The organism is Nostoc sp. DedQUE09 (assembly GCF_034530915.1).
In the GTDB taxonomy this organism is placed as follows: domain Bacteria; phylum Cyanobacteriota; class Cyanobacteriia; order Cyanobacteriales; family Nostocaceae; genus Nostoc.
The window spans coordinates 45207-60799 of the sequence record NZ_JAVRCE010000027.1 but is presented as its reverse complement, the minus strand read 5'-3'; the positions used below and the strand labels follow the sequence as shown (position 1 = coordinate 60799).

At 41.9% G+C, this 15593-nt stretch carries 11 protein-coding genes; 7 read left to right on the top strand and 4 right to left on the bottom strand.

Going from position 1 to position 15593, the window contains the following annotated elements; all coding sequences use genetic code 11:
• Positions 1–27: 27 nt before the first annotated feature.
• The 4 genes from RMY27_RS18290 to RMY27_RS18275 form a co-directional block, all read right to left on the bottom strand.
• Positions 28–246, bottom strand: a complete 219-nt coding sequence (locus RMY27_RS18290; RefSeq protein WP_292740664.1) for a hypothetical protein — start codon at positions 244–246, stop codon at positions 28–30.
• Between the two features lie 380 nt (positions 247–626).
• Positions 627–2141, bottom strand: coding sequence for a haloacid dehalogenase-like hydrolase (locus tag RMY27_RS18285; protein ID WP_322665565.1), 1515 nt, complete (start codon positions 2139–2141; stop codon positions 627–629).
• A gap of 57 nt (positions 2142–2198) precedes the next feature.
• Complete coding sequence (locus tag RMY27_RS18280) at positions 2199–4055, bottom strand: protein kinase domain-containing protein (RefSeq protein ID WP_322665563.1); 1857 nt, start codon at positions 4053–4055, stop codon at positions 2199–2201.
• A gap of 370 nt (positions 4056–4425) precedes the next feature.
• Positions 4426–5475: a hypothetical protein gene (locus RMY27_RS18275; protein ID WP_322665561.1), complete on the bottom strand. Its 1050-nt coding sequence runs from the start codon at positions 5473–5475 to the stop codon at positions 4426–4428.
• Between the two features lie 478 nt (positions 5476–5953).
• Between RMY27_RS18275 and RMY27_RS18270 the strand changes: the two genes are divergently transcribed.
• The 7 genes from RMY27_RS18270 to RMY27_RS18240 all read left to right on the top strand — a co-directional run bounded on the left by RMY27_RS18270 (position 5954) and on the right by RMY27_RS18240 (position 15402).
• Positions 5954–7882, top strand: coding sequence for an alpha-amylase family glycosyl hydrolase (locus tag RMY27_RS18270; RefSeq protein ID WP_322665559.1), 1929 nt, complete (start codon positions 5954–5956; stop codon positions 7880–7882).
• A 158-nt stretch (positions 7883–8040) separates the two neighbouring features.
• Entirely contained in the window at positions 8041–8727 is a 687-nt protein-coding gene (locus RMY27_RS18265; protein WP_322665558.1) for a hypothetical protein, read from the top strand.
• A 150-nt stretch (positions 8728–8877) separates the two neighbouring features.
• Entirely contained in the window at positions 8878–9321 is a 444-nt protein-coding gene (locus RMY27_RS18260; protein ID WP_322665556.1) for a DUF29 domain-containing protein, read from the top strand.
• A gap of 265 nt (positions 9322–9586) precedes the next feature.
• Positions 9587–11161, top strand: a complete 1575-nt coding sequence (locus tag RMY27_RS18255) for a type II CAAX endopeptidase family protein (protein ID WP_322665554.1) — start codon at positions 9587–9589, stop codon at positions 11159–11161.
• A 776-nt stretch (positions 11162–11937) separates the two neighbouring features.
• Positions 11938–12213, top strand: a complete 276-nt coding sequence (locus RMY27_RS18250) for a TM2 domain-containing protein (protein WP_322665552.1) — start codon at positions 11938–11940, stop codon at positions 12211–12213.
• A gap of 181 nt (positions 12214–12394) precedes the next feature.
• Positions 12395–12604 carry a hypothetical protein gene (locus RMY27_RS18245; RefSeq protein ID WP_322665550.1) on the top strand — a complete coding sequence of 70 codons (210 nt, stop codon included), beginning with the start codon at positions 12395–12397 and terminating at the stop codon, positions 12602–12604.
• Positions 12605–12807: 203 nt separating this feature from the next.
• On the top strand, positions 12808–15402 hold the full coding sequence (locus RMY27_RS18240; RefSeq protein WP_322665548.1) for a heavy metal translocating P-type ATPase: 2595 nt from the start codon (positions 12808–12810) through the stop codon (positions 15400–15402).
• The last annotated feature ends 191 nt before the right edge of the window (positions 15403–15593 follow it).

Here is a 15593-nt window from a genome sequence, read left to right as displayed (position 1 = left end):
AGCAATCTATTTATCTTGATTTTGCAATCATGAACACTGGCGTTCATGGGCAAGATCGCGTATAAGGGCTAGTCGAGATTGAATGTAGTGGCTAAGAAAATCAGTTTCGTTAGAATCTAACAACACTTGCGTTTCGGTTTGTTTCACTAACCACTGCACCAAGCTAGCATCATCCAGTTGTAAAAGGAGCTTGGCTTGAGCGGTTTCAACCACTGACCAAAGCTGACGCATGATTGTAGGAGTCATCAGACCTCAATTGAATAATTTAGCTTTGCTGTCTTCAGATTACACAATTCCAATCGAACTTTACGACATGAATGTAGAAGCTGAGACAAGTATTATTAAAAACTTAATAATGGTATTTATAACTTTATGAAGATTAAGAATTTGAAACTTAGTTTGAAAATCTGTCTTTCCAGTTGATCCAATGTTCAAAGACAGATTTTCAGGACTTAGAGGATGTTTTAAAAGCGTATTTTGCTTTCATAATGATCGCAGCAAACAATTTTGGTACATGGCTAGAACCTTAATTTGTCTTTGCAGTTGATCCAAATCAAAAGGGCAAAATTATACCTTTCAGGACTTTTAAAACAACCTCTTAAGTATACGCAGTTAATGAAAACTTATTATACTCTTGTTTTCTCTTTGGAAATCAGATATATCTCACTGACTATTTTCCAAAACTGATATCTTGCGCGGTAAGCACAGAAAATTAAAATTACTAAAGTCTGCCAATTCATTAATATAGAACTATTTTGAGTCCCTAGCACGACGGCAATAACTATAAATCCAAACAAAACGAGAGTAACCATCTTATGGGGTAAATCTTTTAACCACTCACTATTCACTAAACGATAAACAAAATAGCGTATCCAACGACTAATCACTTCTGCTATAAATAATATCGTCCCGATGATATTGGTTTTTGTCACTACCAGAAAGCCAAAGTACTTGTAAGCTTGCAATAAAAAGTAAAGCCAAATTCGTGTCTGCTTATCAACATGGTTGTAAACATAAAAAGTCGCTCTTACGACCAGAAGTATACCGATCCAGAATGCCATCTTAGTTAAAACTGTTACTAAGTCAATAGCACTAAGTTCAAAAGCAAAACTCTTATCACTTGAGACAACTTTAGTCAATTCCAGAACAATTAATCCGGGAACAGCGAAAATTACAGACCAAAGCCAAGCTTGCCATACACTGATTCGGTTCTTATATTTTTGGTACGTTTCTGAAAGCGTTGGGTTTTTCTCAAACCGTTCAGCAATTATGTCATTTTCCACATAGCCTAGTTCATAGATGCACCAGAAAGAAAGTACTAAAAAGAGCATACTGATGGCATGAAGGATTGGTTGGCTATTCACCCAACTCAAAGCTATGATTAAAACCACAAGATCGTCTAATAATATCGCTTTGAGAAAATATTTCTTACCTGGCCGCTTCGCCCGCTCTAGATACAAAAATGGAATATAAAGATCGGACATAGCAGAAACATAGTTTGCTTCTGGCCAAATAACTAAGCATGGAGTTGCTACACATGCAAGTAATGGGTTATCATCTTTTGAATCTGTGATTGCGATCGCACGGGTAACTTCATTTTCACCCAATGATGCTGTCACCAAGAAGTGTTTTCCTCGCTGTCTATCTATCGCTCCCTGCCAAAATCGACAAGCTATGACATCATGAAAAGTTACAGGTAAGTGTTTGGACAGCGAACGAACAATGAAATCAAACCCTTGGGTGGTAAGTATTACACGTGAATCTGGATTCTTAGTAAGTGCCTCGACCAGGGTAGTGTTTCCATAAGCTTGAGCTAGCTGTTTAGCCCGCCATTGCCACAAAATTACAGTCCAAGGAAAAAGCAGGGTTGCGACTAAAACTCTCATCCAATCTCGTGACACCTCTCCTTTAATTTCCCCTGGCAACCAATTCCAGGGTTTGAGAAAATTCAACAATGTAAGTAATAACCACCCAAGTGGGCGGGGTTGTAATGTGTTGAGATACTCTTGTGTTGAATTGCGGAGGAAGATAGTTTCATCTAAATCTACTAGGATAGGTGTACTACTTGGTGCTGTTTCAATGACATCTATTACATCAGGTACGGAAGTTTCATGGCTGAGTGCATTTATCATAAGGCTCATAAGTTGATGTACTTGATGTGCTGATGCAATTTTCAGTTCTGTCAATTCTCTAAGAGATTAACACTGTTTGCCTATAGATGGATTTACAAAATCATGTAAATCTAAATCCCAAATGCTAATGTAAATAAAATTACATTGTTGGCGGATAATCTGACCTTTGACTGAGCCATTTTTAAAACTAAAATTATCAGATTGGCGCTGTTGTACTTGTTTGAGTCCCTGCTTAATTTCTTCAGTGGCTTGCCCTGCTAACATTCCATTTAAGGTAGTTTCCATTACTTCTGGGTCTACCGATTGGGCAAAAGATACCTCAGTTTGACGCAGCATTTTAGAATTACGATCAAATAAGTAGCCAAGGTCAATTTTGTTTGGCACAAGTTTGTAAACGACAGCACGAGTATTGCCCCATGCGCCTCTTAAATCTTGATTTGGTTTGCCGAGGGTAGCTTCTACGATGTTTCTTGTTGTACCTGTAGGGAATGCAGGAACGCTTTGTCTGCTGGCAGTGGCAGCTAATTTACTGCGCGGCTTGTTTTGTGGTGTGGAACGCGTTTCTGGTGTGGGAACTGCACTTGCCTCATTCTCTGGTTCTGGCTGTGGTGTAGATACTGCTATTGGTGCTGGAGTCTCTGAAGTTATAGGCTCTTTTTCTGACTGTGGTATGGGTACAACCGGGGGATTAGAGGTTGGCCGCTGTCGTGGTGATGAGCTAGGGATAACTGGAACTGGAGAAGTTTGGGAGGAAACGGGTGGTTCGGTAGATGCAGGAGTGGGAAAAGATTCTGGCGATGGCGTGGGACTTGTGGCAATGTTTGTTTCTGGTTGTTGCTGACGAATGATGCTAGGAATTACTACTGCACCAATCAAGCCGCCTACTAGTAAACTGCCAACAATCACAGCAGGTTTTTGCCAGTTTCTAGGAGAGGAAGAACCTGCGATACCTTCGGTGAGCTTCTCTACGAGACGCTTCGCGAACGCTAACGCAGAATTGTTTTGCGGAGAATATAATGGCTGAGTTTGTCGAGTCGATGCATTGGGAGAAAAACTAACTGTGGGAGTATTTGTAGTTAACTCAGTAGGTATATTACTAGCAGACTGCAAGGCATATAGCATTTTACTGGCAGTACTGTAGCGATCGCCAGCATGAGGCTTAATTGCCTGATTGAGTACTGCCGCCAATTGCGAAGAAACATTAGGGGCGTGCTGCTGCCAAAGTATTTCCCCAGTTTTTAGATCGGTTACTAGTTCTTGCGGGTGTTTCCCAGTCAGCAGATAAATTGCCGTTAAACCTAAGCTGTAGATATCAGTGGCGTAAACTGGGCGGCCAACGGCTTGTTCGCTAGGCATATATCCCGGCGTACCAATAACAAGCGATCGCGTGGGGTATCCTGGAGAATTCACTACTGAACGGATTGTTTCTTTGACTGCACCAAAATCAATCAAAACTGGCTCGTTATCAACAGAACGCAGAATAATGTTATCTGGCTTGATATCCCGGTGAATAATTCCCTTACTGTGAACATAATCTAAAACTGAAAGCAGACTCAAAAGAATTTGCCGAACAGCAGTTTCACTCTCAAATCCTTTAGCTTCGACAATTTTCGTCAGGGTTTGGCCGTAAATCCATTCTTGGACGAGGTAAAACTGCCCGTTCTCAGAAAAGTAGGCGTAGAGTTTGGGAATTTGGTGACTGCTTTCACCCAAATACTCCAAGGTTGCGGCTTCCCGTTCAAACCGTTGTTGGATAAGTTGGTAGGTTTGCGGGTCATTATTGGTTATTGGTTTTAGTTGCTTGATTACACAGCGACGGCGAGAAGGCATGTGGACATCTTCTGCTAGAAAGGTTTCGCCAAACCCACCAGCGCCGATTACCTGGATAATTTGATAGCGATTGTTTAGCAGGGTTATTGTCATGAAAAATTATAAGCGTAGACACCCAGTGCAGAGCCGGAGACTTTTTGTCTTCTCCCAACTTGTCGTCAGACTTCGCCCTTTCCAAATGTACATCACATGAGCGAAGCCAGGGCGAATATACTCTGGTGAAATTAAATATGTGTTATCCAGAACCCTTGTAGAGACGTAGCAGTGCTACGTCTCTTCATTCTTTTTCAGCACATACAGCGGATTTCAAGTTAATGAAGTACACAAACTAAGTCTCAAAGCCAGGTACAAAGCCTGTTTGACTTCTGAATTCTGAGTTCTGCTGTATCTAATGCAAGCCGATGCATTGGTATCGCAGAATCATTGCCAAATTTAATTCGTTACGAATGAATAAAATACTGTACTAAGTGAACTCTATAGTCTCAACAAACTCTAAAATACTTTCCTTGATGTCTTCAGCCTCTTCTTCAACAGAATCAGGAATTTCACCGTTAATAAAGCTGTGCTGACTGCTAACTATATACAAAAATTCCCCACTGATAAACGTGAGCAATCCCCGGTACGCATCTAATCTGATCGCCGTTCCATTATTTTCTTGCTTAGAAATTGTGGAACCTTTGGGCATATCGATTAACACGTAGTAAGCGCCTCGCAAAGTATTTTCTAGATATTCAGTATATTCGACAGAAGCATCTGGTACATTAGCGAAAATCGCTTGGGGTACATACTTATCCACTAAAATTGTTTGTAAATATTCTTCTTGTCCAACAGACTCCAATTCCTCTAACTGTTCTAAAGGGAAAGGATAATAATCGATTCTCAGCAAAGTACCGATGTCATCAGAAAAGCCAACTACTCCTTCCTGACTCTGAATTCTACCGCCCTGCTGCGGATCAACCGGAATTGGCACGGTAAAATTACCTAAAGGAGATTGATAGGTCTGTTCGCTAAAATCTTCGATGACTACTGTCTCATCTTCATCGTCTGTATATTCTTCATCTTCTGCTTCTTTAAAGGCTGCGATTACCTCCTTGATGATTTCCTCTGCTTCTTCATCTTCAAGTTCTAAAGCTGCTTGTAGCTTTTTGAGGTAGGCTTGTTTCGGTTTGGGGATGGCGAGGTCATCGTCTAAAAGCACTATTACCCCAGCGGCAAAACCATCTAGCACTAATTCATCTGAGAGAGATACTTTGGCGGCATTAAACAGGGGCCCAATTCCCTCTTCTTCTGCAATGGAGATGAGTCTATCAACTATTTCTGCAATTTCATCTTCTGAGTATTCTTCGAAAACCTCGAATTCCCAAAGGATACCCGCTAAACTTTCTGCATCTACCTCTTCAATAAATGAATCTGCGATCGCAGTCACAGTTGCGATCGCCGCCACCGCTTCCTCTGGACTTAGTGATTCCTCTGATGTCTTTGGTGAGTTAAAAACCTTGTCATATTTGGTCATAATTGCTACCTAAATTAATTCCTTGATAGTAATAACAGATTGAAAGTGACAATGGTCAGTTTACCAATGGAGCGAATCTTCTAGAGAAAAAGTTGGCTTATACGTGGTTGGCTCAGTATTGCTCAGGTGTAACAAAACCTTCTTGACAACCGATCTCCAACGAGTTGAAGTATTCTCATATCTATTGTCGAATATACACTTAAACCCCAACTATGCTCAGTATTTACCACAAGTTAACTTAATAAAATATTGTAAATTTTTGTGACCGAGCAATTATCGTTAATAACTGCTATATTCCTTTGTTTTTATCCTCTAGCAAATGAATTATATCTATCGATAGAATTATAAACTAGCTAGCGATAGATACCTACACCGTAGGCAGGATGTCACAATACCGAAGTTTGTAGTGACACACAATACTCGAAACGTTGTACTGTTGGTTCTGCAAGTGTGAATTAGATGAAATTTTGAGTTTTTTATGGTACAAACCCCACCATCCCAGTTTTCACCAGATCAATATAAAGTAGATCCTGCAAAGGAAAATGTAGAAGCTCTTATACAAGAACCGCAATTAGATATTGAGATTGCTCTAGAGTTCCTTTACACCAGAGATATTGAATTTCGTCAGGAAACAATTTATTTTCTTGTAGTCGATCGCTTTTATGATGGCGATCCAGATAACAGCGAAGGTGCAAACTCAGAACTGTACGATCCAACTAGACAGGATTGGGGTAAGTACTGGGGTGGCGACTTGCAAGGTGTCATCGATAAATTAGATTATCTCAAAAATATGGGAGTTACCGCTCTTTGGTTAACTCCCCTGTTCGAGCAGGTTGAAGAGTTATTTGTTGGCAATGCAGCAATACATGGCTATTGGACAAAAGACTTTAAACGGCTTAATCCTCGATACATTGCTAACGGGGAGAACCCTTCTTTAAACGCAACTCAAGAAGAAAAAAATACAACCTTTGATCGGTTAATTACAGAAATGCACAAGCGCAATATGAAGCTAGTGCTGGATATTGTCTGCAACCATAGCACACCTGATACTAGCGGTAGTAAAGGTGAATTGTATGATGATGGTGTCAAAATTGCTGATTTCAATAATGATGTCAATCATTGGTATCACCACTATGGCGAAGTGCAAGATTGGGAAGACGATTGGCAAGTACAAAACTGTGAACTATCTGGTCTAGCAACCTTCAATGAAAATAATACGGAATATCGGGAGTATATTAAGTCAGCAATTAAACAATGGCTAGACCGGGGTGTGGATGCACTGCGGGTGGATACTGTCAAGCATATGCCGATCTGGTTTTGGCAAGAATTCACTGGCGAGATGACGAATCACAAACCAGATGTATTCATTTTTGGTGAATGGATTTATAGTAATCCAACTGACGATCGCTCAGTGGAATTTGCCAATCACTCAGGCATGACACTTCTAGACTTTGGCTTGTGTGTGGCAATTCGCGCCGCACTAGGGCAAGGTTCAGAAATGGGATTTGAAACAATTCAATACATTTTTGACCAAGATTATCGCTATAAAGGGGCAACAGAGCTAGTTACCTTCATCGATAACCATGATATGTCCCGTTTCCAATCGCTGAATCCCGATCCAGCGATGCTGAAGGTTGCGATCGCCTTAATTATGACCTGTCGCGGCATTCCCTGCATATATTACGGCACAGAACAGTATTTGCATAATGACACTGATGGCGGCAACGACCCGTACAACCGCCCAATGATGGAAAATTGGGATACTGAGAGTGAGATTTATCGTTGCATCAGGCTACTGTCTGGCTTACGACGACTGAATCCAGCCGTGTCAATGGGTAGCCACTGGCAAAAATACTTAACACCGGATGTTTACTGCTATGTACGCCGCTATCGCGACTCCCTGTGTTTTGTAGCTTTAAACCGGGGAGGAGAAGTTACTTTACCAGAAGTAGAAACAGAATTGCCCGATGGCGAACATACCTGCGTGGTGACTCGCAACAAGTATGAGGTGAAAGATGGCAAGATTTATGACCTAGTACTAGAAGAAAGGGGAGTGCTGGTTTTCAGCCACGTTGGCGAACGGGTAAAAGCACAAACAATTATCCGCGTTCAACTCAATGGCGTAGAGACCCAACCTGGTGAAATCATTGTGGTGACAGGAGATTGCCCAGAGTTAGGTAACTGGGATATTGCCAAAGCGTATCCTTTAGAGTACATCAACACCAATACTTGGTTTGCTGAAATTCCCTTTAATGAGAGTGCCGGAAATCTCATAGCTTACAAATATGCCATGTGGCGGGAAGGGCGATCGCCTCTACGCGAAAATCTCGTAAATCGCCGCTGGGTGATTGCGAAAGAAGGTACTGTCAAATGGCGTGATACCTGGGCATCGGGAAGAGAATCTTAGAAATATAGAAGGAGTTATGAAGAGTGAAGGATTCAAATCTTGATTCTTCACTCTTCATTATTTATGAATTTTAAGTAACAAAAAATACACAAATATGCGTATTTAATCGCAGTGTACGCCATAGTGTAGTAGTTATACACTTTAGTAATTTTGTACTCATGAGACTCTTCTCCTACTGCCTAACTTGTGATAGTGGTGCTGCTCCTAACCCATTCTGGGAACTTTGCACTCTTGCAATTTGCAAGCCTGTAATCCGACGAGTAGCAAACATTGGAGATTGGGTTTTAGGATTTGGTTCTACACAGTCACCAATTGGAGATAGAGATATCGGCGACTGCGTTGTATATGCGATGAAGGTAACGGATAAGATGACATTGCAAGAATACGACAAGTTTTGCCGAGTTCATTGTCTTCATAAAATTCCAAAGTGGGACAGCGAAATATTCAAGTATCGTGTTGGTGATTGCATCTACGATTACAGTCAAGGAGAACAACCTGTATTGCGACCAAGTGTTCATGACAACACGAATCGAAAAGGAGATTTAAGCGGTGTGAGTGTTTTGATGTCACGGCACTTTTACTACTTCGGTGACAAACCGATTGATTTACCTGCTGAACTCGATGGACTTAAACTATCGTCATCACGAAATGGACAAAAATCGACAGCAAATGACCCATATAAAGATACATTTGTAAATTGGCTCGATAATTTAGGTTACACGCCTAACCAATTACATGGTGAACCCCAAGACAAAAAGAAATTTACCTTAGAACGAGATATCAGCAGTTGCCGTCCCCCATGCAAACGACAAAATAAAAAAATTAATAAAAGGAGTAATTGCTAGATTCCTTTTGAAAGATTAAAGAGGACAGCATAAATAATTAAAGGTTTGTAGTCAGCGCTTTCGCCCTACTTTGTTTGTAAAATGTCTAGTAAAGCACTACATTGAGCAAAAATAGGCAAAATGTTGCTGAAAACAAAGGGGTAACTGTTGATGAGTAAAACGACACTCTACAATCAGGACTTTCTAGTGTGGACACAGCAACAAGCTGAATGCCTGAAGAAAGGACGCTGGGCTGAATTAGATGTGGAACATTTGGTAGAGGAACTAGAGGCTTTGGGTCGGAGCGAACAAAAAGAACTTGGAAGTTATTTACAAGTGCTTTTAATGCACTTACTCAAATGCCAATATCAACCAGAGCGAAAAACTAAAAGTTGGATTAACACAATCTCAAACTGCCGAAACCAAATTCAAGATTGCTTGGAAGATACTCCCAGTTTGCAGCGCTTTCTAGAAGACAGGGAGTGGATACAGAAATATTATCGCCGCGCTCGTCGAGATGCCGCAAATGAGACTCAAAAACCAATAGAAACTTTTCCCCTTGAGTGTCCTTTTACTATGGAACAACTTCTCGATCCTGAAATTCCTCTAAGTTAGACTACTGAGATTCAGTAAGTAGGCATAATTAAACATAAAATAAAACTCTAGTTCGTAGTGAGTGATTCATCGCTCAAAACAAAGATTATCGGCTTCCTCAAGGTGGGGGAATACTACTGTAATTTAACATCGTGGGTGCACAGGCTAGCAAAAACCACAGGCATCGCAAACTTATAATATTGATGATATCTATCCACCTCTGACTTTTTATTGCGATAATTCCCAAGGGGGACGCGCTCTCCACTGGTCAGTTAAAGGGGGATAGATGACACTCAAGCGGTTAGTTTTATTTTTTGTGATGACGCCGATAGCAGTTCTGTTAGCAGTTTCGGCTTTATTCGGTAGTTGGCAAGAACCTCAATTTCAAAGTCGTTTGGAACTATACCAAACAAATATTGCTTTACAAGCTCAAGCTTGGCAATCAGAAGATAGCGGTGATGATAAACTCCAGACGATTCGAGAAGCAATACTTGGTGAGCAACCCCTAGAAAGCGCTACAAAGCAGTACCAGGAGGCGCGTCAATCAGTTCAAGCTAATTTAGACAAAGTTAACAATAAACTTGCACAATTACGCTCTCAAGCTGAAATAACTCCCACACCTCCGAAACCTCTACCGGACGCTCCTCCTACTATTAAAACCCCTAAACAGGGACAGCAACAGTTACAACAGTCTTTTAAACAATTACAAAAATTACTGGCTGAATTAGACCTGCGCTTGGGAATCTTACAGGCACAGCAAGGACAGACAGATACAGCCTTCAAGACTTGGAGCGAATTACAACAACGCTCAGATATTAATTCAGGGTTTTGGGAAACCGCCGCTGTATTGACTGGACTGTGGAGCAATCCTCCCCGTATCCTCCCAAATGCTCAAGAACCAATTCAAAAGAATTTAGAAGGTTGGTTTCGCTCTACTGCTTTGGTTAAGTTATACCAGCTCCAGCAACGACAAGATGCGTTATTAGCAATAAAAGCGGCACAACAAGAATATTCTGCTCAAGCAGTGGCGAAATTGGCAGTTATTGGCACTATTCCCACTTTGGCAGCTTTAATTGGTCTAATACTGCTGATTTTATTATTTGCTCAACGCTTGTTGAAAGGAAAAGCCTCGTTATTAGCTCAAAATGGTGATATTCCTTGGTCAACGCCTTGGGGTGGTGAAACGGTTTTGCAGGTTTTTATCGTCGGCTTTTTCTTCATGGGGCAAATTTTTGTGCCCTTAGTAATATCGTTGCTACCCATACCGCGTCCCATTGTGGATGTACGACTTCAGGCATTTTCTGTATTGGTTAGTTACTTCTTAGTAGCATTAGGTGCGCTGTTAGTACTGTATTTCTCTCTCAAGCGCTTTTTTCCACTACCAGAATTCTGGTTTCGCTTCCGTTTTCAAGATAACTGGTTTTTGTGGGGACTGGGAGGCTATTGCACGGCTTTACCTGTAGTTGTGGTAGTATCTTTGATTAATCAGCAGCTATGGCAAGGACAAGGTGGGAGTAATCCTTTGTTGCAACTAGCCCTAGAAAGCCAAGATGGTATCGCACTTGGTATATTTTTCTCCACTGCTGCGATCGCAGCTCCATTTTTTGAAGAAATCCTATTTCGCGGTTTTTTGCTACCCTCTCTAACTCGTTACTTACCCGTGTGGGGAGCAATTTTTATCAGTAGTTTGTTGTTTGCGATCGCTCATCTCAGCTTATCGGAAATTCTCCCCCTGACCGCATTGGGCATTGTGTTGGGAGTAGTTTACACGCGATCGCGCAATCTCCTCGCTCCTATGCTCCTCCACAGCCTTTGGAATAGTGGTACGCTATTAAGCTTATTTATTTTAGGTAGTAATTAATACTAGTAGACTACGGTTGCCAAAAATGAAAATATCTGATTTTATCACCATAGGTAGAGACAATTTACTAGTAATAATTGGTTACAAGCATAAAAACTAGCTGAAAACCCAATTACGATAATGGCAAAAGTAAATTAAAGAATGCTATTAACATAGACAACAAACTATCTAGTTAAGCATTTATTCTCATTCTGGTAGATTTTAGCCATTCTTCGAGATGTTAATTGTCTTCTTGAACCATTTTTAGCTGTCATGAATTGGAATACAATTCCGGTTTGCGCTCATGGAAGTGGGGATCGGTAACTAAAAAGTGGTTAGAAAGATATAGAAGATGCCTTTTGGGCTTCTAGATTCTCACTAGCCACGCAGTTGTCTTGCCATTGATGCGATGTCTACGAGGGCTACACCTACGTAAAAACATCCGGAAATAATACTGATGGACTTGTAAAAAGTGGTGTATGTAGCAGCTTTTGCTGATTATTTAAAATTTATTCTGCTCAAGATAAACGCCTGAGCTAAAAATCTGCAAAACTGCTGCACCAGGGTTTGCGATCATCAAATCCAGCAAAAGTCATCAAGGAGGGCCAGTTCGGCCTAAACTGCAAGGCATCTTGGCGTCTCCTCTAGAATAAAAGCGCGCTGATTTTAATTATTCATCTTGAGACTTACTCGGACTGAAAAAATTAAAAATCTATTTATTAAGCAAGTAAATGTATTTGCTTCCCTTACAATAAAGACTTTATTTTTATACTCACTTATCAAGGAGCAGCACTTATATGGCAAATCTCAACCCCAGTCACCCTACCAAACAACTTCTAGCTGGTTACTGTGGCATTATCCTGGGAGCGTTTGGGGTTCATAAGTTTATTCTAGGATACGCTTCGGAAGGCTTTATCATGTTAGTGATTTCTGTAGTTGGGGGTTCTTTTACCTACGGCATTGCTTTGTTAGTTATGCAACTTGTAGGTCTAATTGAAGGCATGATTTACTTAAATAAATCCCCAGAAGGATTTGTAAATACCTATTTTGTAAATAAGCAGGGCTGGTTCTAGTCCAAGAATAGCCTTCTTACTGGAAGCAGAGAATGATACCCGCTCCAAGCTTAGGATTGCAGCAAAAGCGCAGGGATAAAGGGTAGCAACCAAAGAAATATCCTTTTCCCTTTTTGCTTCACCCTTTACCTTTAGCAAAAGTTATATAGCACTTTTACCTTCTACATTTATTTTTATTAATATGCTCATTTTCAAACCTAAACAGCTTAACTGGGCAATGTTCTTCTTACTAGGCTTAGGATATTTCAATGTTATATCTCATTTAGAAATCAACTATTTCTTCAAAAACCTGATTGCGATCGCGCCAATACAGGTGGCAGCTATTATTTATGTCACTTATCGACGTTGGAACTGTCAACCCCCTGTAGGGGAATTAAAAATTAAAAATTAAAAATTAAAAACTCTATAGATAAATCTGGGGACTTGGAACGTTGAATTAAGTACAGCGATAGTCGTTCATGCTCAACGAAGTACGATAAATTAATAATTTTAATATGGTTGACATTGAGTCATAGTTCCATATTTAGCCTACGCTCGAATTAGAGACGCTTTTACTCAGGCGTTGAATTTCTGTAGCGAATCTAAACACAAGCCATGCAACTTGTCCCGAAAACTAAGCCAGCCCTAGAACTTGACCCAATCCTAGAGAAGATTATTCTAGATGTTGGGGGTATGAAGTGTGCTGGGTGTGTGAACGCAGTAGAGCGACAGCTGACCCAACATCCAGGTGTCAAGAATGCCTGTGTGAACCTAGCCACAGAGGTAGCAGTTGTAGAGTCAGAAATTGGTGCAATAGATGCAGATGAACTGGCACAGCGATTAACAGCCGTTGGATTCCCGACTCAACCCCGAAAAGCTAATGGCACACTAGGAGGCGAAATCTCGGCCTCACCAGATCCAGCAGAACGACAACGCCGAGAAATGCGTTCTTCTCTATGGCAGTTGGCGATCGCGGCGGTGTTGCTGATATTGTCAGGAAGTGGACATTTTGGTAATCTTGGTAGCTCAGTGCTGCCAGTTCTAAATAACATCTGGTTTCACTGTGGACTGGCGACAGTAGCGTTGTTAATTCCTGGTCGCCCGATTTTAGTAGATGGCTGGCTGGGCTGGCGGCGAAATGCGCCTAATATGAACACCTTGGTGGGATTGGGAACGCTGACAGCCTACATTGCTAGTTTAGTAGCGTTGCTTTTTCCCCAATTGGGTTGGGAATGCTTCTTTGACGAGCCAGTAATGATGCTGGGCTTTATTCTCTTAGGAAGGACATTAGAGCAACAAGCTAGAGGTCGCGCGGCGGCTGCATTTAGAAAATTACTAGCACTCCAGCCACTCTTAGCGCGATTAATTCCCAACCCAGAGAAAGCCGGAATGGGTTCTTCTAGTGTTGAGATTCCTGCTGAACAGGTGCGTGTCGGTGAATGCTTACAAGTGCTACCAGGCGATAAAATCCCCGTTGATGGTGAAGTGGTAGTTGGTCAAACAACGGTCGATGAGTCAATGCTAACTGGGGAAGCAGTGCCAGTAATCAAAAAACCAGGAGATATGGTGACAGGGGGGACGCTAAACCAGTCAGGAGTGATCGCTATTCGGGCAACCCGGATTGGAAGTGATACAACTCTAGCTCAAATTGTCGCCCTAGTAGAAGCCGCCCAAACCCGGAAAGCACCAGTACAAAAATTAGCAGATACGGTAGCTGGTTACTTTACCTATGGGGTACTGACAGCATCTGTTTTAACATTTGGATTTTGGTACTTTTTCGGTACTCACATTTGGACTGATATCACCATGTCTGGTGGCATGGAAATGATGAGCCACGCTCACCACTCTTCACTTCCAACTCCTCACTCAGCACTCCTAATCAGCTTAAAACTAGCGATCGCAGTTATGGTAGTCGCCTGTCCGTGTGCTTTGGGACTTGCCACACCAACAGCGATTCTGGTTGGAACTGCTATGGGCGCAGAAAGAGGTTTGTTAATTAAAGGTGGCGATGTTTTAGAAAAAGTACACCAGTTAAATACCGTAGTATTTGATAAAACTGGCACTCTCACCACAGGTAATCCCATAGTCACAGATTGTCTGCTAATTGAGGAAATGGGGAATGGTGAGTGGGGAATAGGGAGTAGTCAACCTCACTCACTACTCCCTACTCCCTACTCCTTAATCCAACTAGCAGCAGCTGTAGAAAGCGGTACTCACCATCCCCTAGCAAAAGCGATTCAACAAGAAGCACAGCGGCAACAGTTATCGATTCCAAAGGCTGTAGACTTTCACACGGAACCAGGACTAGGGGTATCTGCTGTGGTAGAGGGCACAGTTGTATTGTTGGGTAACTGGGAATGGTTAAGTTGGCACGGCATTGCCATTAACCAAACCGCACAACAGTTAGCACAGGATTTGGCAACAGATGGTAAAACAGTCGTTTGCGTCGCGATTGGGGGAACTTTAGCCGGACTAATTGGTGTTTCTGATACCCTTAGATCGGATGCTCGATCCACCGTAGATAAGTTGCGTCAGATGGGCTTACGGGTAATGTTGCTCAGTGGCGATCGCAAAGAAGCAGCTAGTGCCATAGCCAAACAACTAGGATTAGATAGCGCTGATGTAATTGCAGGTGTTCCTCCAGCTAAAAAAGCGGCGGCAATACAGTCTCTCCAGTTAGAAGGGACAAGAGGACAAGGGGGACAAAAAGACAAGGGGGCAAAGAAAACTCCCCACTCCCCACTCCCCACTCCCCACTCCCCACTCCCCACTCAGCACTCCCCACTCCCCACTCCCCACTCCCCACTCAGCACTCAGCACTCAGCACTCAGCACTCTCCACTCAGTTGTGGCAATGGTAGGAGATGGAATCAACGATGCTCCAGCTTTATCTCAAGCTGATGTAGGAATTGCTTTACATTCTGGGACAGATGTGGCGATGGAAACTGCTGAAATTATCTTAATGCGCGATCACCTAAACGATGTCGTCGAATCTATTCAGCTTAGTCGTGCCACCTTCAACAAAATCCGCCAAAATTTATTCTGGGCTTTTGCATATAATACACTTGGCATTCCTTTAGCAGCAGGTGTTTTATTTCCTAGTCTGGGTTTTGTGCTTAACCCATCTGGTGCTGCTGCATTAATGGCTTTTAGCTCTGTTAGTGTCGTTACCAACTCAATATTATTACGGCGATTCGCTCATCGCCTGTAAAATACTCCTTTACACGTCCAACTTGCCACCACAAATCTTGGTTATCAAAACACAATTCAGGAGTTAGTCTTCAGATTAAGAGACTTACCAAAGCTATCATAGCTACTGGAGTAGAACGGCCATGTTCTACTCTTTCAAGGTATTATGCAATTTTAAAGCTTATTCAGATTAGCACCACAAACTTATGGTGC

Excerpts from the sequence above, each read along its gene's own strand:
- RMY27_RS18290 (WP_292740664.1), bottom strand. The coding sequence starts at position 246 with ATGACTCCTACAATCATGCGTCAGCTTTGGTCAGTGGTTGAAACCGCT.
- RMY27_RS18285 (WP_322665565.1), bottom strand. The coding sequence starts at position 2,141 with ATGAGCCTTATGATAAATGCACTCAGCCATGAAACTTCCGTACCTGAT.
- RMY27_RS18280 (WP_322665563.1), bottom strand. The coding sequence starts at position 4,055 with ATGACAATAACCCTGCTAAACAATCGCTATCAAATTATCCAGGTAATC.
- RMY27_RS18275 (WP_322665561.1), bottom strand. The coding sequence starts at position 5,475 with ATGACCAAATATGACAAGGTTTTTAACTCACCAAAGACATCAGAGGAA.
- RMY27_RS18270 (WP_322665559.1), top strand. The coding sequence starts at position 5,954 with ATGGTACAAACCCCACCATCCCAGTTTTCACCAGATCAATATAAAGTA.
- RMY27_RS18265 (WP_322665558.1), top strand. The coding sequence starts at position 8,041 with ATGAGACTCTTCTCCTACTGCCTAACTTGTGATAGTGGTGCTGCTCCT.
- RMY27_RS18260 (WP_322665556.1), top strand. The coding sequence starts at position 8,878 with ATGAGTAAAACGACACTCTACAATCAGGACTTTCTAGTGTGGACACAG.
- RMY27_RS18255 (WP_322665554.1), top strand. The coding sequence starts at position 9,587 with ATGACACTCAAGCGGTTAGTTTTATTTTTTGTGATGACGCCGATAGCA.
- RMY27_RS18250 (WP_322665552.1), top strand. The coding sequence starts at position 11,938 with ATGGCAAATCTCAACCCCAGTCACCCTACCAAACAACTTCTAGCTGGT.
- RMY27_RS18245 (WP_322665550.1), top strand. The coding sequence starts at position 12,395 with ATGCTCATTTTCAAACCTAAACAGCTTAACTGGGCAATGTTCTTCTTA.
- RMY27_RS18240 (WP_322665548.1), top strand. The coding sequence starts at position 12,808 with ATGCAACTTGTCCCGAAAACTAAGCCAGCCCTAGAACTTGACCCAATC.